This window comes from Variovorax sp. Root318D1 (genome assembly GCF_001424835.1).
In the GTDB taxonomy this organism is placed as follows: domain Bacteria; phylum Pseudomonadota; class Gammaproteobacteria; order Burkholderiales; family Burkholderiaceae_C; genus Variovorax.
In genome coordinates this window covers 150,958-172,782 of sequence record NZ_LMCQ01000004.1, presented here as the reverse complement: position 1 = coordinate 172,782, position 21,825 = coordinate 150,958, and the positions used below count along the sequence as shown (strand labels likewise).

Below are 21,825 nucleotides of genomic sequence, written 5' to 3'. Positions count from 1 at the left end.
GTAATATGAATTGGTGCTCCAAAGAGTCTCGGAAGCCAGGATGGTTAGGCAAGACGCACTGGCGAACGGCCCCCAAAGTTTGACTTGTTGCAAGGTCATAAAGCTGATTTTCGAGGCTGGGCCGAACTTCCGCTCGTGGCCGCGTCGAGACCTCGAGTTAGCCCTCTGACTCAGATTCGTGAACATCCTTGCCCGACTCAATGGCCGTCAGGGATTTCGCTTCGCCTATGACCTTCTCGATTTCCTTGGTCGAGAGGCCTTCCGCATGCACGACCATCCCATCCTTGGTGGTGATGATTACTTTTCGCCCTCGTCGCCGGTTGATGAACGCTACGATGACAGCAGCAAGGGCGCCCCACATTGCTGCCGACTGTAGAACCTCAAAAACATGGCCGGAGGCCATCGGGCCGCCAGCTCTTGGGTCTTGGTATCTATGTGCAATGCCGTGGGCGTCGAGAAGTTCGACAAAAGGGTCCAGGCTATCTTTGAAAAGATGAATGCGCAGCGATTCCATGCGAGCTCCAAGTAATGTCGTCGAGAACTTCTCGGATTTCGGCCAACAGCAAGTGTCGGCACGAGCCAAATATTGCTACCCAGGCGCGCTAGGGCTGGCTCAGCACCTTCTTCTTCTCCTGCTCGAATTCGGCCTGCGTGAGCGCGCCGCTGTCGAGGAGCTTCTTGAGGTTGCTCAGCTTCGTGAACTTGACATCTTCCGCTTGGGGACTTCCCGCCGGCGCGGCTTTGGCGCTGCATTCAAAGACGAGTTCCGCCCGGGGGAAGTTGCCCAGGATGTGCGGCGGGGTAGAAGTGGTTTCCTGCAAGGCGTTCATCGATTGGCCCTTGCGTTCACAGAACTGGACGGCACGCAGCTCGACGTCATCCCTGACTGATTGAAGCGATACGTACCCAGTGGCCCCTTGCTGGAACAGTCGAAACTGTTCGCTGTCCTTCGTGGGCTGGGACAACACAACGGTCTCGCCCTTAAACGCTGCGTCGGCGAAATGCGATTTCGATTTGTCTGTCGCCTGAATGGCTGAAGTCTGGCCGCACCCGGCCAGGCTCACCGCAGTGAGCAGCGCAACAACCCTAGCTATCGTAGTTAGCACTTGGCACCCTCGTTAAAATTTGTTGGGCCAGTTCAGGCTTTAATTCATGTCGCGGTCGAATGTAGTCCCAACGTCGAGCATTCTTGGGGGCAGGTCGACGAAATCGAACTCCGTGACGAACTTTCGCTGTTGGCCGAAAGTGCCACTGCGCGATGCATCATTGCCGGGCAAGGCGTGAGGCGATCACCCCACGGCGACAGAGCACCCAGCCGCGCTCGATGTTCACGCTGAATCCAGCGTAGACGGAATCCTGAAGCCATCCCTTGCACTGCTCGACATCGACGACATTTCCGTCGGGCAGAAGACAACGCATGGTTCGCGCCTCGTCTTCCACTATTTCGATCAGTTTCGACCAAGCTTCGATCCACAGGTCTTCAATTTCAGAGTTCGTCACAGCTATCGGACTCGGCCGGCATGTCGCTCGACAAACAGCTTAGCTTCGGCCAAGGTCCCAGGGTAGTCCACGAGTGATCCACCCGGCTGCTCGTGGATGGATCGAAAGCGAAACCCGTGGCTGACCAGGAACTCGACCTTGCGCCACTGCTCAACGTCGGTCGTTCTGGGCGCCGAAAATTTCCGACTCAGCATCACCATCGGTCCGTGACACTGCGGGCAGAGCCGAGCAATCTCCCGCGTTGGCTTCTTGAAGGACTTACGGCACGAGAAGCAGACGTGCGGAAACAGATGCCTCTGCTCCTGGCGCGGCTTGGCAAAGTACACGTGATGTTTGAACTTCTTCATGGCTTTTGGGGCGGCGACCAATAGATGCGAAGGGCAGCTTTTGGCCGAACTCAGTCCGTCGATTGATCGTCGGCACGCGAGACGCGGTTGAGATCGCGAACTTCTGCGATACGAGGCTCAGTCAGCCACAAAGCATCCACCAGGGAGAATGCTTGCTCAGCCAGCGATGCGTTGATGACCTCGTGCCGACGCAAAGCTCGACCACAAATTTTCCGATCATCGGCTCGGCGACCGCCCGCATCCACAACCATAAATGACCCACCGCGGGTGCTTGGCCTATATGCCAATGAGACAAGATCTCTTGCTGCGGGCTCCGAGCCTTCCCCCCAAGGGCCGATGATCAGATCGATGATCGGGTCATGTTCTGGAGCGCTCACTGTCCACTGTACAAAGTAGACAGCAAGCGCCCCTGATTTGTCAGACAGATCGCCCCAGATCGTTTTTGAAGTGCGCCCGCAGCAGTCGCAGTGACCAGTTGATTCATTCCAGAACTGGGAGGTAATTGGTGCAGGGGTAGCCATGTGATGCTAGGTATATGCGCGCAAGCTCTCGCCATTCCGTCTACTCGGGTCGATTTTCACGTGAGCCATCATGAGTGGGGGCCCATTGCCACGCTACTTCTTGCGATGCTTACTGCCCTCTTCGATGAGCGCAGCGACAAGGGCGCCACCACCGGCGCCTAAAAGGATGATGGGCAGTCCGACTGCGGTTCCAAATGCGGCCACGCCAGCCATTGGCCCACTCAGCGAAGCTATAAGCCCCAAAGCCGAGCCTGCGAGAACCCCTCGCATAGCGCCAGTTCGCTCGTCCCAGCCCACGCGTTTGGCCTCGGTCCAAACTTGCTCGAGAAAGGTCGTCGTCAAGCCGTGGCGATGGGTCGCTTTTGCGATGAGCAGAGCTTTTTGCGCGAAGTTTTCCTTACTTTCGCGAATAGCGAGTACGTCCCGGGCCCATTCTGCAACCGCAATTCGCTGCTCGTCAGAAGCCTTGGCGAGCACAGCTACCGCGACGCTTTGGGCGATTGGAGGCCGCTGGTCAGTCTGCTTTTTTCCCACTGGCTAGCTCCTGTATTGGCACGCAGGACTATAGCTTTGGTTGGAGAGGTCGCGGCGCGTCCTGTCAGCGAGACTGGGAGGGCGTGACGACTTTCCGCTTCTGGCCGACTACGGCAGTACACGAGCATAGTCCCAGCGACCGCAACCGCTGCAAAAGCGGCTGCCCGCCGCGACCTTGAACGAGCAGCCGGACCAGCCGCCGTCAGTGCATCTCTGCTAAGGCTTCCTTGACGCCTTGTTCCTGCAGCGGTGTGTCAGCGCCTTCCAGATGTAGCGCCGCGTGCGAGGGAACAGGCGTCGCGCAGTCCTTGTGAATCACACCGTCCTTCATGACCAGTTGCACCTTGGCCGGATCCGTCAAAAGCGAAAGGTCTTGCAGCGGGTCACCGTCGATGAGCACGATGTCGGCGAGAAAGCCCGCCTTCAACTGCCCCAGTTCGTCGGGCCGCAACATGATCTGCCCCCCCAGGCGCGTTGCCGCCATCAATGCCTCCTTTGGCGTCATGCCGATGTAGTCGACAAAGTACTGGAGGTCGTTGGCATTGGTGCCGTGCGGCATCCATGCAAAGCCGTAGTCCCCGCCGGGCAGGATGCGAATGCCGCGCTTGTGCATCTCGCGCAATGAGGCCGACGCAATCTCCAGCTCGCGCTTGTAGCCCATCTGCGTCGCCACGGCCTCGGTGATGCCGTATTCAGCCGCGTTGTAGGTCGTGCGAATCAGCCAGCCGATGCCGGGCGCGACAAAGTGCTGGTTCTTGGCCGCCTCCAGCATGTCCAGCGCTTCCGAATCGGCAAAGCTCGCGTGGTAGACCATTTCGATGCCGTGGCGCACGCATTGTTTGACCGACTCGCTCGATCGCGCGTGTGCCGCCATGCGCTTGCCGTAGCGTTTGGCTTCTTGCGCCAGCATGGCGACTTCGTCCTCCGCAAAAGGCGACATCTCCGCCGGCAGGCCGGCGATGTACTCGCCCGAAAGGTTGATCTTCAGGTGGTCGACGCCGTACTTGATGAAGGTGCGGGCCGACCTGCGGATCTCTTCGGGGCCGCTGCACACGCTGCCGAAGCTGAGTTCCTCGAACTTCATGTGCGGCAGCGTGTTGTCACCCAGCGCGCCGATGGTGGTGATCTCCTGGCTGCCCGCCAGGTAGCGCGGACCGGGGAATTCTCCCGCGTCGATGGCGTTGCGCAAGACCACGTCGAGCCGCGGCTTGGCCGCTGCCGCGCCGATCGCCGAGGTCCACCCCATGTCGAGGTAGCGCTTGGCGACGCGCACGCACCAGAGCATGTGCTCTTCGGGCGGCATGAACTGGATGGCCGCAAGGGAGGGTTGGTCGTTCCAGGAGAAATGCGTGTGGGCCTCGGTCATGCCCGGCATGAGAAAGCGGCCCTTGCCGTCGATCACGCGCGCGTCGTCGGTGCTCACGCGCTTTGGAAAGCGAGCGACTTCTACGATGCGCTTTCCCTCGACGAGGAGGTCGCCGGCGTAGGGCTCCTCGCCCGAGCCGTCGAAGATGCGGACGTTGGTAAATGCAATACGGGTCATCGTTGTCTCCTCCGGCTCGTGCTGCCGGCCATGGGTTGTCGAAAAAGGGGGCTTCGCGCCGTCTCAGCGCAGTGCCGCGTAGAAGGCATCGAGTTCTTGTGCGCAGCGCTGCGGCTGCTCGAAAGTCGTCCAGTGGCCGCATCCGTCGAAGACGACGAGGCGGCTGCCGACGATGCGTTCGTGCATGGCGCGGACGTTGGCCACCGGGGCTACGCCGTCCTGGTCGCCGGTGACCAACAGCGTCGGCACGTCAATGCGCGCGAGTGCGGCCGACTGTGCATCGGCGAGCGCCGCACAGCTCTGCGCGTAGCCCTCGGGCGACTGGCGCATGACGCTCTCGCGCACCAGCGCGAGCACTGCCGGTTGCTGTTCCTTCGTCTGCGTGCTGGTCGCAGCCTTCACGATGGCATCGGCGATCTCCTGCATGGCCGCCACACCGCCGCGCGCCGCGTGGGCACGGGCCGCGATGTTGGGGCGCGCCGCATCGGGTGGCGCCGCCAGCGGGCCAAAAAGCGCCAGCGACTTCACAAGGCCGGGGTTGCGCACCGCCAAGTGCTGGGCGACGATCGTGCCCATCGAATGCGCCATTACATGCACCGACCCGACGTCGAGCGCCGAGAGCAGCTGCAGCATTGCGTCTGCGTAGTGCTCGATCGACAAGGCCTTGCCGTCCGCTGGTAGCGGTGACCTCGCGCTGCCCGGCAGGTCGGGCCTGATGCGCCGAAAGCTGCCGAGCGCCGGCAACACGGGCGTCCAGTTGTTCGACGAGCCGCCCAACCCGTGGATGCACAGCAGTGCCTCGCCGTCACCGTCGATTTCGACAGTCAGATCATTCAGAACTCGAGTCGTCATGCGCAGCCCTTCAGACGAACTTGTTCTCGATGGCGCCGAGCCGATCGATCTCCACACGCACCACGTCGCCGGCGCGCAGGTAACGCGGCGGGCTCATGCCCATACCCACGCCGGCCGGCGTTCCGGTTGCGATGACGTCGCCGGGATAGAGCGTGATGCCGCGCGAGACTGTCTCGATCAGCATCGGGATGTCGAAGATCATGTTCTCGGTGGGGCCGTCCTGGCGCAGCTCGCCGTTGACCCAGCAGCGCACGCGCGTCCTGGTGCCGTCGAACTCGTCGGCCGTCACGATCCACGGGCCCATGGGGCAAAAGGTGTCGAAGGACTTGCCCAAGTCCCATTGCCCATGGCGCATCTGTACGTCGCGCGCGGTCACGTCATTGACGACCGTGTAGCCGAACACGTGCGACATCGCAGCGGAGCGCATGATGTTCTTGCCGCCCTTGCCGATGACGACGGCCAGTTCGGCTTCGTAGTCGATCTGCGTGGACACCTCGGAAGGCACGAGCACGTCGTCATGCGGGCCCACGACGCATTCGGGCACCTTGGTGAAGACAATGGGCCACTCGTCGGTTTTGAGCGCGTTGTCCTTGAACACCGAGGCAGCCAATTCCTTGGCGTGCGCATGGTAATTGCGGCCGACGCACCAGAGATTGCGACGCGGCTTGGGCAAGGGCGCATCGAGCATCACATCGCCAAGGCTGACAGCGGGACCGGCAGCCTCCGGAAGCGAGCCGCCCTCGGCCAGGGCTTCGATCAGCGTCAGCACGCCGCTGTCGGCTTGGGCCTGCGTAAGCTCCAATGGGGTGACGGTCTTCCCGTCTGCGGAGACGAGGCCCACCTTGCGGTGGCCTTCGCTCGTGAAAGTGGCGATTCGCATGAAGGTTTGCTCCTGTGTTTTAGCGATGCGCCTACTTTAGAAATGGCGAGCCGAGGGCGCTTATCGGCCGATCCGGCGGCGTATCAAATCGTCTGGTGTGCTCCTAAGGACTTACCCGAGGCGCTGTGCCGGCCAGGGGCGTGGGGAGGAACAATCGCCGCAAACGACCTCGATGAAGCACGCAGATGCAGGAAGCCTATGCACTCCACGAAGGCGCGTTCGGCACGGCGATCGTCCTGGAGGCGAGCGCCAATCTGGTGTCGCACGCGCACTCGGAAACGCAGCTCGCCCTTTGGCTGGGTGGAGCGCGCGCGTGCGCGCACGTCGGTACGGAAACCGTGCCCTACAGCGAAAGCGTGGCGCTGGGCGTGAACGCGTTTGAGGCGCACGACATGGTGCGCCTGGACGACAGCGGGCCGAGCCTGTTCATCGTCTTCATGATCAAGAAGGATTGGCTTGACGAGCTCAGCCACACGAAGGAACGCAGTTTCCGGTTTCCATCGCCGCGCGTGCCTATCGGTGACGCGTTGCGGCGTTCGTGCTGGCGCGTACTGGACCTGATGATCTCCGCCGGCGGCGGACGCGAGCAGATCGACAAGGAAGTCGAGCGCTTACTGGAGGCCGCCATCGCGGCCTCCACGACTGGCGGCGATGCCACCGCTGTTGCGGGTGGCATCGGCGTCACGCTGGATCATCGCCTGCGCGCTGCCATCGCCCACATGCGTGCCCACGTGTCTGAAAAGACGACCATCGACGAGATCGCGGCCAAGGTCGGCCTGTCGCGCGCGCACTTCTTCGCGTTGTTCCGCGACCAGCTGCACACGACGCCGCAGGTGTTCTGGAGCGGGGTGAGAGTCGAGGAAGCGATGCGGCGCGTCAGTGAGGGCGGCGAGCTCACGGACGTGGCGCTCGACCTGGGATTTTCAGCGCCCGGCAACTTCTCGCGCTTCTTCAAGGAGCACACCGGGATTTCGCCGTCGATTTTCAAGCGAGCCACACGTGCACCTTCGCCTGTCACTGTGACGGGAATACCGCGGGAAGGCCAGTCGTCTTAGGCACTCAGAAGAAGTGAAACAGCGGTTCCATGCGCAGTGATTGATCATCGCGTAAATGGTTTGACTCCAAGAGGATGCAGGGCTCATACCTTCTGATAGTCAACATCACTGTTCGGGCCTCGATGGGTGAACCGCAAGGTGGCCTGCAGCCTTTAGAAATCAGCCACCTTGCCCCAGGCCGACTTTTTGAACCGCTCCGGCCGGAAAGGCGCGGCATCGAAGATCGGCTCTGCGCCGGTGACCAGGTCGGCTATCAGGTGGCCGGCGCCTGGACCGATGCCGAAGCCGTGCCCGGAAAAGCCCGCGGCCAGGATGAATCCGGGCACCCCCGGCACTTCTCCGACACCGGGGACGCCGTCGGGCGTGCTGTCGATGTAGCCCGCCCAGGTGCTGGCGATGAGAGCCTTGCCAAGTGCGGGCAACAAGTCGACGGCACGGCGGTGAGTCTCGCGCACGCTCGCCGGGTCGGGCTTGGGATCGAGGATGCGCGCCCGTTCCATGGGTGTGGGCGCGTCCAGCTTCCATAGCGCGCGAGTTTCATGACCCCAGCGAATGCCTTCCAGTCCGCCGGGAAACACATTGCGCCAGCGCTTGGCGAACATGGGCACGAACTGCGGCGCGAAGCGCATCAGCTGCGGCGTCGGGTCCACGCGCCCACGGCCGCTGATGGCCAGGATGTAGCTGTTATCGGGGCGCCGGGTAACGGCGACACGCGGGCCCGCCAGGGCGTCCGGCAGGCGCTGTTCGAGCGGGGACACGCGCACGATGGATTGGCGCACCGTGGCGAGCGGGAACTGCACCCCAAGCTGGTGGCAGAACGAGGATGCCCACGCCCCACCTGCGAGAACCGCAGTGCGGGTCTTGATGGTGCCCGCTTCGGTGATGACGCCGCTGACCCGGCCGCCCTCGAGCTCGATGCCCCGTGCTGCGCAGTTCTGGTGAACGCTGCCGCCCAGCTTCATCAGCGCGGCTGCCACGGCGGGCGCCGCCTTGGCGGGATCGGCAGTGCCGTCGGTGGGCGAGAACACGCCGCCTTTCCATGCGCGGCCGGTCGCCTGACCCCGCTGCGAGGCCTGCCGGCCGCTCAGCATGTGCGTGGTCACGCCCGCCGTCTTCGCAAAATCGCGCCAGCGGGCCCAGCGGGCGATTTCGTCATCGTCGTCGCTCAGGTAGAGCAACCCGTGGCGATTGAAGCCCGTGTCTTCACCGGTATCCGCGGCAAACTGCTCCCACAACTCCAGGCTCTTCGTGGCCATCGGCAGTTCGCGCGCGTCGCGATTCTGCTGGCGGCACCAGCCCCAGTTGCGGCTCGATTGCTCGGCGCCAATGCGGCCCTTTTCAACCACGGCAACCGACAACCCACGCCGGGCCAGGTAGTACGCGGTAAACACACCGATGATTCCGCCGCCGATCACGACGACGTCGGCACGGGCCGGTGGGTTGGGCGAAGTCTGGACAAGGCGCAGTGGCTGTGACATGGCTGGAGCTCGATCGCCGTCGGGGCGGTGCAGCAGCATGGCTTCGGTCATGGTCGTTGGTCCTTTAGGATGGCCTTGGTCTGAAGATATTCCTCCAAGACCTCGACGCCGTATTCAACTCCATATAAAGGAGGTGCAGATGACGAGTTCAAGATTTGACGACCCCAACGTTCTGCAGGCATCTTGCCATTGCAAGGCTGTCCGATTCACCGTCTTGTTGACCGATGGCTTGCGAACTGCACGCCGCTGCAATTGCACGTACTGCAGCATGCGTGGCGCGGTTGCCGTCTCAGCAAACCTCGGCGACATCCACGTACATGCAGGCGAGAACGTCCTCACGCTTTACCAGTTCAATACAGGTGAAGCAAAGCACTACTTTTGCTCGAAGTGTGGCATCTACACATTTCATTCGCGGCGCTCCGTACCCAGCCAGTATGGTGTGAACGCGGCCTGCATCGAGGGTCTGACCCCCTTCGATTTTTCGGATGTGCCTGTCCTTGAAGGACGAAATCACCCGACAGATGGAGATGGGCGATCGTCTGTTGCTGGTTGGTTGAGCTACCGATCCGGCTCCAAGCATGTTGAAGGGTGAGTGCTCCACACATTGTTCGTGAGTGATGCGCGTGCTCGACTTCGAAGAGCGGTGCGAGCTTGTCTCAACGGCAATAGCAAGCAGCTAGGCCCGGTTGACTGAAGCTGACTTCGGATCAGAAGTCGTCCGCGAGACAATCGCCCCATGACTCCGCGCATCAGTGATCTTCAAACTCGCGACTTCTCGCAATTCGCGCAGTACTTGAACGATCACATTTCCGACAACGGGGCCGAAGGACAGCCTCTGTTTCAGCCCATCGCTCGAGTGGACTGCCACTTTGCAGGCGAGAGAGCAGCTGGCTTCCGCCGAGCCCTGGATGTGGTTCCTCCCACTCCAGGATGGCGACGGGCCTGGGTCGCCTTGACTGGCAAGGACAGGATTGTGGGCCACGTCGACCTGAGGGCTCATCCGGCTCCCTACATGGCTCATCGGTGCCTGGTAGGGATGGGTGTGCATCGCGAGTGGCGGCGCTCGGGCATCGGACAGCGTCTACTGGACGTGGCAATCGACTGGGCGAAAGCCGATCACCAGATGGAGTGGATCGACCTGCAAGTCATCGCTTCCAACGCAGTCGCCATCAGGCTCTATGAGCGTGCCGGGTTCACGGAGACCGGACTTATTCGAGACTGCTTCCGTGTGGACGGGGGCCAGGTGGACTATCTGTCTATGACACTACCCGTTCGTCGAGACTAGGTCGCGCCTGCACCCCGTTCCAACAGCGACGTTCTTGCCCTGTCGAATATGCGTCGCCTCGCGTGGCACACAGCTTGCATACCGCTCCCTCGGATAACATTCACACCAATAGGCCGCCGCCTCCATGTTCCATTCGCGGACGGCTTGCCTGAATAAGGTTTTTTGATTTGGGTACCGAGAACGCTTTCGCCGAACTGGGATTGGCACCTGACGCAACCGAGCGCGAGGTGAAGGCGGCATGGCGCCGGCTGGCCTCGCAATGGCATCCGGATCGCAATGACAGCGCCGGTGCTGTTGCCAAGATGCAGCGCATCAACCAGGCATTCGAAGAAATCCGCCGCGCCGGATTCGGTGCCCCGGCGACCGCCGACGTCGACACGCCCGGTGCACCCGACACCAACACCCCCGACGGATTCGACGCCGACCAAGCTACGGCGGCATCCCACGCGGCCGGAGCGCAACGGCAGCGCCGAACCCTGCACCGCAAGGTCAGGATGACTCTGGAGGAAGCGGCCGTCGGTTGCATCAAGGTGCTGCGGGGCAAGTTCACCGACATCTGCGCCACCTGCGCGGGTGCCGGGCACCAGGTGCTGGGCGGAAATTGCGCTGGGTGCGGGGGGTCGGGCGCGATCCCGAAGCGCTCCTTTTTCGGTTGGCCCGCCGGCGTGGCCGAGTGCGAGGCTTGCTTGGGCGGCGGTATCGCGAGGCAGCCGTGCGCGGCGTGCCGCGGTGTCGGCAAAATGGCGCCGCGCGGCTACAAGATGAACGTGCGCATTCCGCACGGAGTGCGCGACGGCGATCTGCTCCATGTCGACGGACGGCGCGTGCGCGCCGATGGCCCTCCCGCCGACGTCGAGATACGCGTCGAGGTGTCCGAGCACGCGTTCTTCAAGCTCGACGACGACGGCACCATTCGATGCGAGATGCCGGTCGATGGATTCGCATGGATCGCCAATCGGCAGGTCAAGGTGCCGACCGTCACCGGCTTCCAGGCGCTGCAGCTCAGCCGCGACCGGCTGTCTTACCGCTTGAAGGGCCAGGGCTTCCCGGTACAGCGCCGCGGCACGCGTGGCGACCATCTGGTCACGCTGGTGCCGATATTTCCAGAACAGCTCAGCACCGATCAGCAGATCCTGCTCGACCAGCTCTTGGCCACCAGTTCGGGCGCTGGCGGAGAAGCATTGGACGACCGGCTTCGCACATGGAATCGGAATTTACGCGCCTGGGAACGAAGCCTGTAGACAGCGGTAGCTGAACCTGCAAAAAATCGCGGTTCCGGATCATCCTGCGTTGCCAGGCACAGGCGTGTTGAGCAGCTGCTGCTCCCACAGGAACGCGATGCCGCTGCCGCCGGCATGTTGGGTGATCACTTCCGTCAGTGCAACGGCTTGATCGGTCCGAGCCCAATCGCGCTGCCATTCGGCAGCTAGCGCCAGCCAAGTCATCATGTTCGCGCCGGCCGCGATCATGCGCTGAATGGCGACCTCATGGGCCTCGACTGAAACACCGCCCGACGCATCGGTGATCACCGTAACGTCCCAGCCTTCGCCAAGGGCCTGAATTGCCGGCATCGCGACGCACACCTCGGTCCAAAGGCCTGCGATGACCAGCTGCTTGCGACCCGTCGCCTTCACCGCGTTCACCACCTTCTGATCTTCCCACGTGTTGATGAACGTGCGGTCGATCACCTCATGCTCAGGGAATACATCGGTGATCTGGGGAAAGAGAAGCCCGCCTCGGCCAGCGACTACCGACGTCAGGATGGTAGGGACGCCAAAGGCCCTGGCGGCCTTCGCCAGCCCCGCCGTGTTATTGATCACCATCTGCGGTTCGTGGCTGTTCACGTTCGCAAGTTGGTAGGGCTGGTGGTCGATCAAAACGAGCACCGAATCTTCTGGACGAAGAAGTGAAGCAAGGCCGTTGCGAAAAGTCATTGATGCATCCTTTGTTGCTGCGTTGAGTGGGATTGATTTGCGAAAGCGTTCGCCGGTGGCGACGTTGCCTGATCGCATTGTGTTGTTCCCGAATTCGCTGCGGTAGTACCATTTCGCGGCGAGCTGTGTCGCGAAAAGAGGAACGCTCAGTTGGACATCGAAGAGCTACAAACCTTCGTAGAAGTTGCGGATGCAGGGGGCATTTCGTCGGCCGCGATCCGGCTCGGCGTAGCCAAGTCCATCGTCAGTCGTCGCCTGTTGCGGCTTGAAGCGGAACTTGGTGTCCAGCTGCTTTCGCGATCCACTCGCGGGGCCGCGCTCACAGAAGCCGGGGCTACATTCCGCGACTATGCGGCCAGGGTCTGCGCCGAGATCGACACGGCCAGGGAAGCGATCCTTCCCGCCGGCGAGCTTCGCGGCCGTTTGCGGGTTGCCGCGCCGCTTTCTTTCGGCCCGACCCACTTCGCCCCCATCCTCGCGGAGATGGCACGCCGCCACCCTCAGCTTCACATCCAGGCCTGCTACAGCGATCGCTTCGTCGACCTCATTGGGGAGGGCTATGACTGTGCAATACGGGTTGGCTATCTTCAGGACTCCGGCTTGATCGCAAGACGCATCGGTCGTATCCAAGGGAAGCTGGTCGCAAGCCCGGACTATGTCAAGGCGCATGGGTCGCCTGAGACCCCAGATGAGCTCGCCGCCCACCAAGCCCTTATGCAGGGAACCGAAGCCTGGCAACTCATGGACGGCGACAGGATCATCACGGTTCATCCGCAGGGGCGATTCAAGAGCGACAACGGCACCGCATTGGTCGCTGCCGCCACAGCAGGACTCGGCATCGCTTACTTGCCGGATTGGCTCACCCACGAACATTTGGCCTCCGGGGCACTGGTGCCGGTGATGACACGTCATCCGCCACCGCCGGCAGGTGCCTATGTCATCCGCCCGCCCGGTCAGCATCCGGCACGGAAGATTCGGGTCCTCACCGAGCTCCTGATTGAGTATTGCGACCGGTCTCCACACCTTGCGGGAGCTGCACCGGTGTGAAGTGCGCATCAACGTTGATGCGCGGCTCAGGGTGAAGCCAATGGAACGCTTCACGCTCTTGCCCCTGGCGCTATATCTCGTGCGTGCCAGGGCACATTCACCCAACACCGGGCGCCCAGTTCGGCTATAACCTCGGTTCCCCGCGTGCCGTCCAGGCGAAGGAGTTCTTAATGAGTTTGGATTTCCCTTTTGGTCGCATTGCACTCGCCTTCTGCGTGCCGCTGCTCACCATGACTTCCGCGATCGCCGATGAGGCCACCAGCCAGGCGACAAATGAGCATCTCGTCGCCGAAAAATTGGCTGCTCGCACGGGACCGGACAGCGTTGTCGTAGAGAGTGCGGGCCCCTACGGCGTCAACACGGAAAACATCAGGCGCCATCTTGCCAACACCTTGGCAGCGGATTCGGCGCTGACACCTCTTCCGCGCAACAACGAGCGGTACAGCTTCGATGGCAAGGTTCGCACCTATGTCGTACCGGTGCGTCCGGCCATCGACAACCCCATCAACAGCTATTCGCCCTACGACAGCAGCTCGTTCCGTCGAGATGCAGTGGCCGCGGATGTGTCGAATCTCGGCTTGCTTCAAGCGGTGTTCAAGCGCCTCGCCGCGGATTGAACATAAGGCTGGCAACGGCACGTACCGCCCCACCTCACGCCGCGGCGATATCCGCGAACCGGCCTGCCGAGATCGGCACAAGTTTTGATCCTGACCGGAACACCTGGCTCGGGAAAACAATTGCGGCAAACGGCATCGCGCAATGCCGGGCTGCCAAATGACTCAGCTGGATGCGGACGACGTCTGGCGGCTGGTAGTCGCTCTCTGGATATCCCGCCGGCGCGCGGCGGACGGGTAGGCACATACGGTGAGCTCTGTCTCACCGGCCACTGCGTGTTCGTTGCTCAGATTCCATCCTGTCGACGCACTCCCCCTCACAGCACAACGATGACATGCGAACCGCCATTTACTACTCGCTGATGCTCCTGCTCGGATTTGCTTGGTACAAGTTCGGGCAGAACCTGCTTCGGAAGGGGCGTTGGGATGAGAGCGGCAAACGTACCGAAGGACTTGTAGGGCCGGTGGGATTGCTCGTGACTGCTGTCGGGGTCTGCTACTTCCTGTTCGAGTTTTTGCGTGCGCTGGTTCGGGGTGAGGTGCCATGCGTCGGCAAGGCTTGCAGGATGCAGATCTACACCCTGGCCACAAATGCTGGCGATTACTGGGCCAACATGTTTTTCCTGGCGTGGATGGTGCTTGGCCTGAGCTATGCGGTGTATGTGACACTCAAGATCTGGTTCCGAGCATAGAGCTGCCGGAGGGGATCGCTGCGATGTGCCAGTTGCCACGGTCCGGGGTTGCAGGGGACGAACTCCGGCGCGGCACGGCTCGCAGGGCAAAAGGTGCGTTACACCGCCTGGTCGCTGCAGTCGATGCGAAGCGGCACGCGGTCTCACGGACCCTCCGCGAATCCGGATCCGCTGCTTGCCGGCCTCAGCAACGCCCTGGCGGCCGGTGACCGGCTTACTATTTGGTAGTGGGTGCCGGCGCAGCCGCAGTTGTGGGCGCGTATTCAGGCCAGTAGGCCGCGACTTCCTGATCCGACAAATAGCGGCACTTCTCTTTCGCGGATTCCAGGAAGAGCCGTTGTGCAGTGTCGAGTTTGGGCGACCGGCTGTTGTAGCAATGCTCCGCATCGCACATGATTCCGTTCATTTTGCTTCCCGCCGAAGTTGTCGTTGTCGGACAAAAATAGACGCTGCCATCGTTGACGTCGAGAGCGAACGCATGCTGCTGGACGAGAGCGGCAACGCCAAGGAATGCAGCGGTCAAGAGCCCTCTTGGGCGCATAGAGTGATGGCGGGAAAAATTCATGGCTTGTTCCTTCTTGTGGGTTGGTTTGATCTTCGAGAAAGCTCACCGCAATTGCTGCGCCCTCGTTCGCCAATCGTTGGCAAGCTGACGCTACCCAGGGGGACGATCAAGGCGGGGGCAATGCGCAAGGGTTTCGTTGCAACAGCGATGGAGGCGCGGTGGAACGTCGGCAACCTGTCGTGGAAAGTTGGGAGAGTTCATGTGTCGCGAGACTAAGGAGACACGGTCTGCGCCGCATCATCGATTCAGATGACGATCGTGCCGATGGTCGATACCTGGAGCACCCGGTGATCTAACCCCTTGCTCCTTCGTACGCTTCTTGCGCTCGGCCTTTTGAACGTACAGCGGATGCGCCTTTACAGAGGGTGTCCCGAAAATTCGATGCTTTGGCATGGTCGCTACTCCGGAGCTGCGAGCATGTTTGAAGGCCCTCGGTCGAGAGGTTTGCCGCAAGGCGCGCCATTGACCAAATCGGCCGTCGGTGCAAACGCCACCACGGTCTCAAGCACACCGCGAATGACTACCACCTGACCCTGTGTAAGGGTGACAACGCCGCGCGGATTCGCTCGTGATTTTGAGTGATTCTCGTTACTATTTTCGGCTTGATTCGTGATTGAAAGAACGCCGCCATGCCCCTCCTGCCTCGCCTCCTGGGCTGCCTGATGCTGCTTGCCCTGGGTTGCGGATTGAATGCCACCGCCTCTGCCGAAGAAAGCCAGTTCGGCTACGTCTACACAACGGACTTGTTGCCCAAGGGGGCCATGGAAATTGAACAGTGGCTGACATGGCGCAACAAGAAAATAGCGGGGGTTTACGACCAGCTCGAGGGTCGCACCGAGTTCGAATACGGCGTGTCCGACCGGCTCCAGGTGGCCCTGTACGCCAACTATGCGTGGGCTCGCGCCTATCACAACGGACCCTACGGAGCGACCACGCCGCCCGAACAGTTTTCCGACAAGAACGTGGGTGCCGACGCGCGCTGGAGCAGCACGCGCTTCGTTGGCGTGTCCGGCGAGGCGATCTACCGAGTGCTCAGCCCCTACACCGACGGCGTGGGCCTGGCGTTCTACGTAGAGCCCACGGTGGGTCCCTCGTTCAGGGAACTGGAAACCAAGATCATCCTGCAGAAGAACTTTCTGGACGACAGGCTGACCACTGCCTTCAACTTCACCTATGCGCCTGAGTGGCGACACCTGGACGACGACAGCACCCCATCGGGCAGAAGCTGGCAGCACGAGACCGACATCAATTTCAACGCGGCCCTGTCCTATCGGTTCGCACCGAACTGGTCGGCCGGGTTCGAGTTCGTCAATGAACACGAATACAACAGCTACCTCTTCAAGAACCAGTCGAACAGTGGCTACTTCTTTGGCCCAACCATCCACTACGGCGGAAAAAACTTCTTCATCACGGCCACGTTCCTGGAGCAGTTGCCCTGGGCAAAGAGTCACTCGGATACCGTGGCAGGTGCCCTCGTCGACGGCCGGATCTTCGACAACGACTTTGAGCGGTATCGACTCCGTGTCAAGGCCGGCTACTATTTTTGACCGAAACCCGGCATGAAGCTCAATCAATGGGCGTGGCTTCCAATTGCCGCGATCTCCACGTCGGTTTATGCGACGACCTATTTCACTACCGAAGAAGCGCAGCAGGCGATTTTCCCTGGCGAGAAGCTGACGCCGGCGTTCATCACGCTGACCGATCAACAGGCCAAGAAGATCGAGGACGCCACCGATGTCAACGTGCGGCACAGGGAGATCAAGGCCTGGAAGGCCAGCGGCGGCGGATGGTTCATCCTCGACGAAGTGGTGGGCAAGCACGAGTTCATCACCTATGCGGTCGGACTGAGTGCCGACGGCAGCGTCAAGCAGATCGAAATCGTCGACTACCGCGAGTCCTATGGCTACGAGGTTCGCAATCCCGATTGGCGCAAGCAGTTCACGGGCAAGACCACCGCAGCACCTCTCAAGCTGGAGCAGGACATTCACAACATCAGTGGTGCGACGCTGTCCGCCAGGCACGTGACCGACGGCGTCAAGCGTGTGCTGGCCACCTATGCCATTGCGCTCAAATAGTCTGCGCCGGGCAAGGCCGCTGCTCGGGACCCTGGTCGAGATCACCGCGAGCGGCGCATCGGCCGGCCTGCCGACGGCGCTCGACGCGGCATTCGCAGCCATCGAGCAGATCGATCGGCTGATGAGTTTTCATGCGCCGAACAGTGATGTTTCCAGGATCAATGCCGCCATTGCCGGCTGCGAGATCCGCGTTCATCCGCACACCTCCAGCGTCCTGCATTTCGCCCGAAAACTGAGTGCGCTGTCGGACGGCGCCTTCGACATCACGATCGCCGATGTCTTGATGCGCAACGGCTTCCTGCCACGGCCGGAAGAAAGCGCTGTGGCGCGTACCGCCGCGGCGGCCACCTTCGACGACCTGGTGCTGCTGCCCGACCATCGCGTCCGCTGGCGCCGCAAGGGATGGATCGACCTGGGCGGCATTGCCAAGGGGTATGCCGTCGATTGCGCCATCGGCGCGCTGCGTGCTCATGGCCTGGCCAGCGCCGTCGTCAACGCAGGCGGCGACCTGCGCTTCTTCGGCGACCCGCAACCGATTCATGCGCGCCATCCCGATGCGCCGACTTCGCTGGTGCCGCTCGGTGTTTTCAGCGATTGCGCCGTCGCCACGTCCAGCGGCTATTTCTCGGGCCGGATATCCGGCAGCGGTGTGACGGAGCCGCTGGTCGATCCCACGCGGCGCGCCTGTGTCCGCTGGGGGCAAAGCGTCACGGTCGTTGCGCCCGACGGAATGACGGCCGACGCGTTGACGAAGATCGTGCGGCTTTCAGCGCAGGCCGCGCCAAGCATCCTCGAACGCCTGCGCGCGCAGGCCATGGTGATCGACAGCCGCGGGATGCGGAGATGCGGCATCACCACGCCGGCCGAGGCAACCGCAGCATGAAGCCGCCTCTTCACCACGGCTGGCCACAGCCCGTTCGGCTGGGCCGCAGGCACGAGAGCTGGGTCTACGGCATAGCGGGACTGCTGTTGCTGTCGGGCGCGGGTTGGCTGGTCGCCCACTACTTGCTCGCCGTCCCGGGCGAATTCGGAGACCCGCATCATCCTTCCGAGCCTTGGTGGCTGCGCCTTCATGGCGCTGCGGCCATGGGCTTCCTGGTGATCGTCGGCACGGTGCTGCTGAACCACATCGTGCGTGCGTGGCACCTGCGCAAGAATCACCAGAGCGGTCTTGTCTTCCTGGGCCTGCTGGCCGCCATGGTCCTGACGGGCTACGCACTCTATTACTTCGGCGGCGAAGAGGCGCGCCCATGGATTAGCAAGGTGCATTGGATCGCAGGGCTCATCTCGGCCGCCGCACTGCCGATCCATGTCGTGCTGGGCCGCCGCCGCAAGCAGTGAGGTCTGCCTGTGCGGCCGAATCGACGTGACCGTGCAAAATCGCGGACGGCGCAACCATGGAGACATCATGAATCACTTCGCTTCTCGCGCATTCCTTCATGCCGGCTTCGCGCTGCTTGCCCTGGCCTTGTCGGCCTGCGGCACGGCCCCGAACGCCGACCAACTCGCAAGCTCCTGCGCCAGCCTCGCGCGCCATGTCATCGCACCGGGTGCGATAGGGTTGCCCAGCGGCAAGGCTTCGGTCACTTCGGCCGTTCTTACGCCGGCCTCCGCTGCAACCGTGAATGGCGGGGCGTTCCAACCGGCCCTTCCTCAGCTCTGCAAGGTCAGCGGCACCATCGCATCGCGCGACCCCGCGGCCCAGGCCATCAACTTTCAGTTGAACCTGCCGACCACCTGGGACGGCAAGGCCCTGCAGTACGGCGGCGGAGGCTTCAACGGCGTGCTGATCACCGGGTTGGCGCCTCTGCGCGACGCGGCGCCGGACGATCCGCTCCCCATCGCGCGGGGCTATGCCACCTTCGGCCAGGATTCCGGCCACCAGGCCTCGACGTTCGCGCCCGGCGAGCCCGGCGCGTTCGCGCTTAACGACGAGATGCTCGAGAACTTTGCCTTCGCGTCCTACAAGAAGGTGAAAGACGTGGCCGTGGACATCATGCGTGCGTACTACGCACGCCCTCCGCAGCGCATGTATTACTTCGGCGGTTCCGAAGGCGGCCGCGAAGGGCTGACGATGGCGCAGCGGTTCCCGGCGGACTACGACGGCATCGTCAGCGTCGTCCCGGTGATCAACTGGACCGGCCTGTTCCATGCCTTCGTCCGCAACCAGGTCCCGCAGCACGAGGACTGGCTGCAGGCCGGGAAAGCCGCGCTCATTGCCAAGGCCACCTCCGACGCGTGCGACGCGCTCGACGGGCTGGCCGATGGCGTCGTGAACAACTACATGGGATGCCAGGGCCGCGTGGATCTGCAGCCCCTGCGCTGCCCTGATGGCAGCGACGCAGGCATGCACTGCCTGTCCGATGCCGAGCTGCGCCTGATGCGCGCCATCCATTCGCCTTACGTGTTCCCCTTCGCCCTTGCCAACGGCGTCACCGCTTATCCGCAATGGCTCTATGGGCACGAGGACAGCCTCGACGGCCCCTCCGCCGTCAGCATGGTGCGTTGGGTTTCCGGCACGGCAGCACCCGCCGTGCCACCGGACGCGGCCCGCAATTCCACCCAGTGGATCTATGGAAGCAACTGGATCCGCTATGCGATTGCGCGGGACAAGAACCACGACGTGCGCCGCTATCGTCCCGAGGATTTTCGCGCCCAGGTGCAGAAAACCTCGGCGTTGATGGACTCCACGAACCCGGACCTGTCGGCGTTCTTCGCGCGCGGCGGCAAGCTGATCCTGCGCGAGAACGCCGCCGATCGCGCGCAGAGCGCGCTCATGGGCATTCAATACTACGATGCACTGGTCGCGCGCCTGGGCGCAGCGGCAGCCGAAAGCTCGGTGCGGCTCTACGTCTCGCCCGGCTCGACGCACGCCGGCAACGCTCGCGCGGTTGCTGGCGGGCCCGCAGTGCCGACGATGGTGGATCTGCTGGATCCGTTGGACCGATGGGTGAGCGCCGGCGTCGCACCCGCGAATGCCCTGGTGCAGGTTGTGAAGGTTCCGCTTCCGCCGTTTGCAATGCAAGCCTCGCGACCCATGTGCCGCCATCCCGGCTACCCGCACTACATCGGCGGCGACCGTGCGCAGGCGTCCAGCTATGAATGCCGGCCTTCCTGAGTGGGCGATGGTCGGCGCCTAGCCCGCGCTGATCGACAGTCGCGGCCACCGCTCACCAAACCGTTTCGCAGCAAGATGCTCCCGGTAGGTGCCGGACCAGCCTCGACGTCGAAGTAGACAACGTCCATGTCTTCGACCGGCGAACGCCGATCGAATTCATGAAGGGTGTCCCATACCAACGACCGGATGGCGCCTGCGCCAATGCACCAGGACTGCAGTCCCAGCGAGCGGACCACACGCAGCGCGGCCATCAACTCAGCCGATGCAGTCACCATGGCGGCAAGCCTCTGTGCATGGTCTGCCTTGGGGTCGGAAAAAGTCATGTCTCGATGGTAGATCGGCGGAGGCACCGGATCGTCACGGCGCACGGCGTCGCGGCAGCAGCCCAAGCAGCGCCAGCGCAAGTCCAAGAATGCCGGCAGCTGTGCCCATGGCTGCTCCTTTCGGCAAACGAGCATATGCCACTCGTGCCTTGAATTCCAGCGGGCGCGGCTTGCAGGCCACGACCTGCTGACGCTTTTCGCCAATCGGCCGGAGCGGTGCTGCCATTGCGGCGATGCGCCGCACCGCCTAGATTGCAGCCCACATGACCACTTCTCCTGAATCCACGGCGAGCGCATCCAAGGGTGCGCCGCTCGCAGGCGTGCGCGTGCTCGACCTGACCCGTCTGCTTCCCGGGCCGCTCGGCACCATGCACCTGGCCGACCTGGGCGCCGACGTCGTCAAGATCGAGGACACCGGCGCCGGCGACTACGCGAGCCCCTCGGTGCGCGCGCTCGTCAACCGCAACAAGCGCGCGATTCGCATCGACCTGAAGCACGCGCAAGGCGTGGCCACGCTGCTTCGCCTGTGCCGCGATGCCGACGTGCTGGTCGAGGGCTTCCGGCCCGGCGTGATGCAGCGGCTGGGCGTGGGCTATGAAGCGGTGGCGGCGGTGAACCCGCGCATCGTCTACTGCAGCATCAGCGGCTTCGGCCAAACCGGCCCGCTCAGCGACACGCCGGGCCACGACCTGAACTACGCGTCGCTCGCGGGCGTGGCCGACCAGATCGGCAATGCCGCGGGCTCGGCCCTCTCGAATCTGCCGGTGGCCGATCTGCTGGGCGGCACCATGACCGCGGTGGCGGGCATCCTGGCCGCGCTGTTCGATGCCGCGCGCAGCGGCCGCGGACGGCATGTCGACATCGCCATGGCGGACGGCGTGCTGGCGCATGCGGTGCTGCCGCTGGCCGGCCTGCACCAGCACGGCCAGGTGGCGCGCATCGGCCAGAGCGCCCTGACGGGCGCCCTCGCCTGCTACGGCTACTACCGCACGGCCGACGACCGGCAGGTGGCCGTCGGCGCGCTGGAGCCCAAGTTCTGGCACGACCTGTGCCGCCTGCTCGAGCGCCCCGATCTCGCACCGCTGCACCGCAGCGGCGATGCCGCCACCGAGGAGCGTCTGCGCACCGAACTGGCGGCCATCTTCGGCGCGCGGCCGCTCGCACACTGGCGCGCCCTGTTCCATGACGGAGTGGGCTGCGTGACGCCAGTGCTGCGCATCGACGAGACACTGGAACATCCGCATTTTCGCGCGCGCGGCATGCGCGTTGCGGCCGACGACGCGGCGCCGCCTCAGCTCGGCTGCCCCATCAAGATGACCGGCTTCGAGCCTGCCGTGCCGCGCCCGGCTCCACGTGCCGGCGAGCACACCGACGAAATCCTGCGCCAGGCCGGGCTCGACGCATCGGCCGTGGCCGAACTGCGCGCGGCCGGCGCCATCGATTGAGGCAACAGCTTCCCCCG

Annotated in this window: 27 protein-coding genes; 14 read left to right on the top strand and 13 right to left on the bottom strand. The window is 63.0% G+C overall.

What is annotated here, in order from left to right:
* Nucleotides 1-157: 157 nt before the first annotated feature.
* From ASC78_RS27380 to ASC78_RS05870, 9 genes are all read right to left on the bottom strand, one after another.
* Entirely contained in the window at nt 158-514 is a 357-nt protein-coding gene (locus ASC78_RS27380) for an effector-associated constant component EACC1 (protein WP_157634389.1), read from the bottom strand.
* An 88-nt stretch (nt 515-602) separates the two neighbouring features.
* Entirely contained in the window at nt 603-1,106 is a 504-nt protein-coding gene (locus ASC78_RS05905) for an SHOCT domain-containing protein (protein ID WP_055797789.1), read from the bottom strand.
* Nucleotides 1,107-1,263: 157 nt separating this feature from the next.
* Nucleotides 1,264-1,500: a hypothetical protein gene (locus ASC78_RS05900; RefSeq protein ID WP_055797786.1), complete on the bottom strand. Its 237-nt coding sequence runs from the start codon at nt 1,498-1,500 to the stop codon at nt 1,264-1,266.
* 2 nt (nt 1,501-1,502) lie between these two features.
* Nucleotides 1,503-1,847: a hypothetical protein gene (locus ASC78_RS05895; protein WP_055797783.1), complete on the bottom strand. Its 345-nt coding sequence runs from the start codon at nt 1,845-1,847 to the stop codon at nt 1,503-1,505.
* Nucleotides 1,848-1,897: 50 nt separating this feature from the next.
* Nucleotides 1,898-2,368: a hypothetical protein gene (locus ASC78_RS27375; protein ID WP_157634388.1), complete on the bottom strand. Its 471-nt coding sequence runs from the start codon at nt 2,366-2,368 to the stop codon at nt 1,898-1,900.
* 93 nt (nt 2,369-2,461) lie between these two features.
* Entirely contained in the window at nt 2,462-2,902 is a 441-nt protein-coding gene (locus ASC78_RS05885) for a hypothetical protein (protein WP_157634387.1), read from the bottom strand.
* 202 nt (nt 2,903-3,104) lie between these two features.
* Complete coding sequence (locus tag ASC78_RS05880; RefSeq protein WP_055797775.1) at nt 3,105-4,445, bottom strand: metal-dependent hydrolase family protein; 1,341 nt, start codon at nt 4,443-4,445, stop codon at nt 3,105-3,107.
* A gap of 63 nt (nt 4,446-4,508) precedes the next feature.
* On the bottom strand, nt 4,509-5,297 hold the full coding sequence (locus ASC78_RS05875; protein WP_055797773.1) for an alpha/beta fold hydrolase: 789 nt from the start codon (nt 5,295-5,297) through the stop codon (nt 4,509-4,511).
* Between the two features lie 10 nt (nt 5,298-5,307).
* Complete coding sequence (locus ASC78_RS05870) at nt 5,308-6,177, bottom strand: fumarylacetoacetate hydrolase family protein (protein ID WP_055797770.1); 870 nt, start codon at nt 6,175-6,177, stop codon at nt 5,308-5,310.
* A gap of 185 nt (nt 6,178-6,362) precedes the next feature.
* On the opposite strand from ASC78_RS05870, the gene ASC78_RS05865 reads away from it, so the two are divergent.
* Nucleotides 6,363-7,232, top strand: a complete 870-nt coding sequence (locus ASC78_RS05865; RefSeq protein ID WP_055797767.1) for a helix-turn-helix domain-containing protein — start codon at nt 6,363-6,365, stop codon at nt 7,230-7,232.
* A 152-nt stretch (nt 7,233-7,384) separates the two neighbouring features.
* On the opposite strand, the gene ASC78_RS05860 is transcribed toward ASC78_RS05865, so the two are convergent.
* Nucleotides 7,385-8,710 (bottom strand): NAD(P)/FAD-dependent oxidoreductase, encoded by a 1,326-nt coding sequence (locus ASC78_RS05860; protein ID WP_055797880.1) that lies wholly within the window; start codon nt 8,708-8,710, stop codon nt 7,385-7,387.
* Between the two features lie 139 nt (nt 8,711-8,849).
* Between ASC78_RS05860 and ASC78_RS26940 the strand changes: the two genes are divergently transcribed.
* The 3 genes from ASC78_RS26940 to ASC78_RS05850 all read left to right on the top strand — a co-directional run bounded on the left by ASC78_RS26940 (nt 8,850) and on the right by ASC78_RS05850 (nt 11,236).
* Entirely contained in the window at nt 8,850-9,302 is a 453-nt protein-coding gene (locus tag ASC78_RS26940) for a GFA family protein (protein WP_082517440.1), read from the top strand.
* Nucleotides 9,303-9,446: 144 nt separating this feature from the next.
* Nucleotides 9,447-9,995, top strand: coding sequence for a GNAT family N-acetyltransferase (locus tag ASC78_RS05855; RefSeq protein WP_235504998.1), 549 nt, complete (start codon nt 9,447-9,449; stop codon nt 9,993-9,995).
* Between the two features lie 167 nt (nt 9,996-10,162).
* Nucleotides 10,163-11,236: a DnaJ C-terminal domain-containing protein gene (locus tag ASC78_RS05850; RefSeq protein ID WP_055797763.1), complete on the top strand. Its 1,074-nt coding sequence runs from the start codon at nt 10,163-10,165 to the stop codon at nt 11,234-11,236.
* A 39-nt stretch (nt 11,237-11,275) separates the two neighbouring features.
* Here the strand turns inward: ASC78_RS05850 and ASC78_RS05845 are convergent, their stop codons facing one another.
* Nucleotides 11,276-11,929, bottom strand: coding sequence for a hydrolase (locus ASC78_RS05845; protein WP_055797762.1), 654 nt, complete (start codon nt 11,927-11,929; stop codon nt 11,276-11,278).
* A gap of 150 nt (nt 11,930-12,079) precedes the next feature.
* On the opposite strand from ASC78_RS05845, the gene ASC78_RS05840 reads away from it, so the two are divergent.
* The 4 genes from ASC78_RS05840 to ASC78_RS28345 all read left to right on the top strand — a co-directional run bounded on the left by ASC78_RS05840 (nt 12,080) and on the right by ASC78_RS28345 (nt 14,510).
* On the top strand, nt 12,080-12,976 hold the full coding sequence (locus ASC78_RS05840; protein ID WP_055797759.1) for a LysR family transcriptional regulator: 897 nt from the start codon (nt 12,080-12,082) through the stop codon (nt 12,974-12,976).
* 170 nt (nt 12,977-13,146) lie between these two features.
* On the top strand, nt 13,147-13,593 hold the full coding sequence (locus tag ASC78_RS05835) for a hypothetical protein (protein WP_055797756.1): 447 nt from the start codon (nt 13,147-13,149) through the stop codon (nt 13,591-13,593).
* 332 nt (nt 13,594-13,925) lie between these two features.
* Nucleotides 13,926-14,282: a hypothetical protein gene (locus ASC78_RS05830; protein ID WP_055797755.1), complete on the top strand. Its 357-nt coding sequence runs from the start codon at nt 13,926-13,928 to the stop codon at nt 14,280-14,282.
* Between the two features lie 18 nt (nt 14,283-14,300).
* Nucleotides 14,301-14,510 carry a c-type cytochrome gene (locus ASC78_RS28345; RefSeq protein WP_082517439.1) on the top strand — a complete coding sequence of 70 codons (210 nt, stop codon included), beginning with the start codon at nt 14,301-14,303 and terminating at the stop codon, nt 14,508-14,510.
* Here ASC78_RS28345 and ASC78_RS27370 read toward each other — a convergent pair.
* Nucleotides 14,500-14,847, bottom strand: coding sequence for a hypothetical protein (locus ASC78_RS27370; RefSeq protein WP_157634386.1), 348 nt, complete (start codon nt 14,845-14,847; stop codon nt 14,500-14,502). The genes ASC78_RS28345 and ASC78_RS27370 overlap by 11 nt on opposite strands.
* A gap of 629 nt (nt 14,848-15,476) precedes the next feature.
* Here ASC78_RS27370 and ASC78_RS05825 point away from each other — a divergent pair.
* The 5 genes from ASC78_RS05825 (at nt 15,477) to ASC78_RS05805 (ending at nt 20,040) form a co-directional block, all read left to right on the top strand.
* Nucleotides 15,477-16,394, top strand: a complete 918-nt coding sequence (locus tag ASC78_RS05825) for a DUF6662 family protein (protein ID WP_157634385.1) — start codon at nt 15,477-15,479, stop codon at nt 16,392-16,394.
* A 12-nt stretch (nt 16,395-16,406) separates the two neighbouring features.
* Nucleotides 16,407-16,922 (top strand): FMN-binding protein, encoded by a 516-nt coding sequence (locus tag ASC78_RS05820; protein ID WP_055797753.1) that lies wholly within the window; start codon nt 16,407-16,409, stop codon nt 16,920-16,922.
* A complete protein-coding gene (locus tag ASC78_RS05815; protein ID WP_055797750.1) occupies nt 16,903-17,805 on the top strand; it encodes an FAD:protein FMN transferase in 903 nt (300 codons plus the stop codon). Before ASC78_RS05820 ends, ASC78_RS05815 begins: the two co-directional genes overlap by 20 nt.
* Nucleotides 17,802-18,263: a hypothetical protein gene (locus tag ASC78_RS05810; protein ID WP_055797747.1), complete on the top strand. Its 462-nt coding sequence runs from the start codon at nt 17,802-17,804 to the stop codon at nt 18,261-18,263. The genes ASC78_RS05815 and ASC78_RS05810 overlap by 4 nt, the downstream gene beginning before the upstream one ends.
* A gap of 67 nt (nt 18,264-18,330) precedes the next feature.
* Nucleotides 18,331-20,040 carry a tannase/feruloyl esterase family alpha/beta hydrolase gene (locus ASC78_RS05805; protein ID WP_082517447.1) on the top strand — a complete coding sequence of 570 codons (1,710 nt, stop codon included), beginning with the start codon at nt 18,331-18,333 and terminating at the stop codon, nt 20,038-20,040.
* Here the strand turns inward: ASC78_RS05805 and ASC78_RS27910 are convergent.
* The gene (locus ASC78_RS27910) at nt 20,019-20,291 is read right to left on the bottom strand and encodes a nucleotidyltransferase family protein (protein WP_235505003.1); all 273 of its coding nucleotides are present in this window, start codon (nt 20,289-20,291) and stop codon (nt 20,019-20,021) included. The genes ASC78_RS05805 and ASC78_RS27910 overlap by 22 nt on opposite strands.
* Before the next feature lie 335 nt (nt 20,292-20,626).
* Here ASC78_RS27910 and ASC78_RS05795 point away from each other — a divergent pair, with 335 nt between their 5' ends.
* On the top strand, nt 20,627-21,808 hold the full coding sequence (locus ASC78_RS05795) for a CaiB/BaiF CoA transferase family protein (RefSeq protein ID WP_055797737.1): 1,182 nt from the start codon (nt 20,627-20,629) through the stop codon (nt 21,806-21,808).
* Nucleotides 21,809-21,825: the final 17 nt, after the last annotated feature.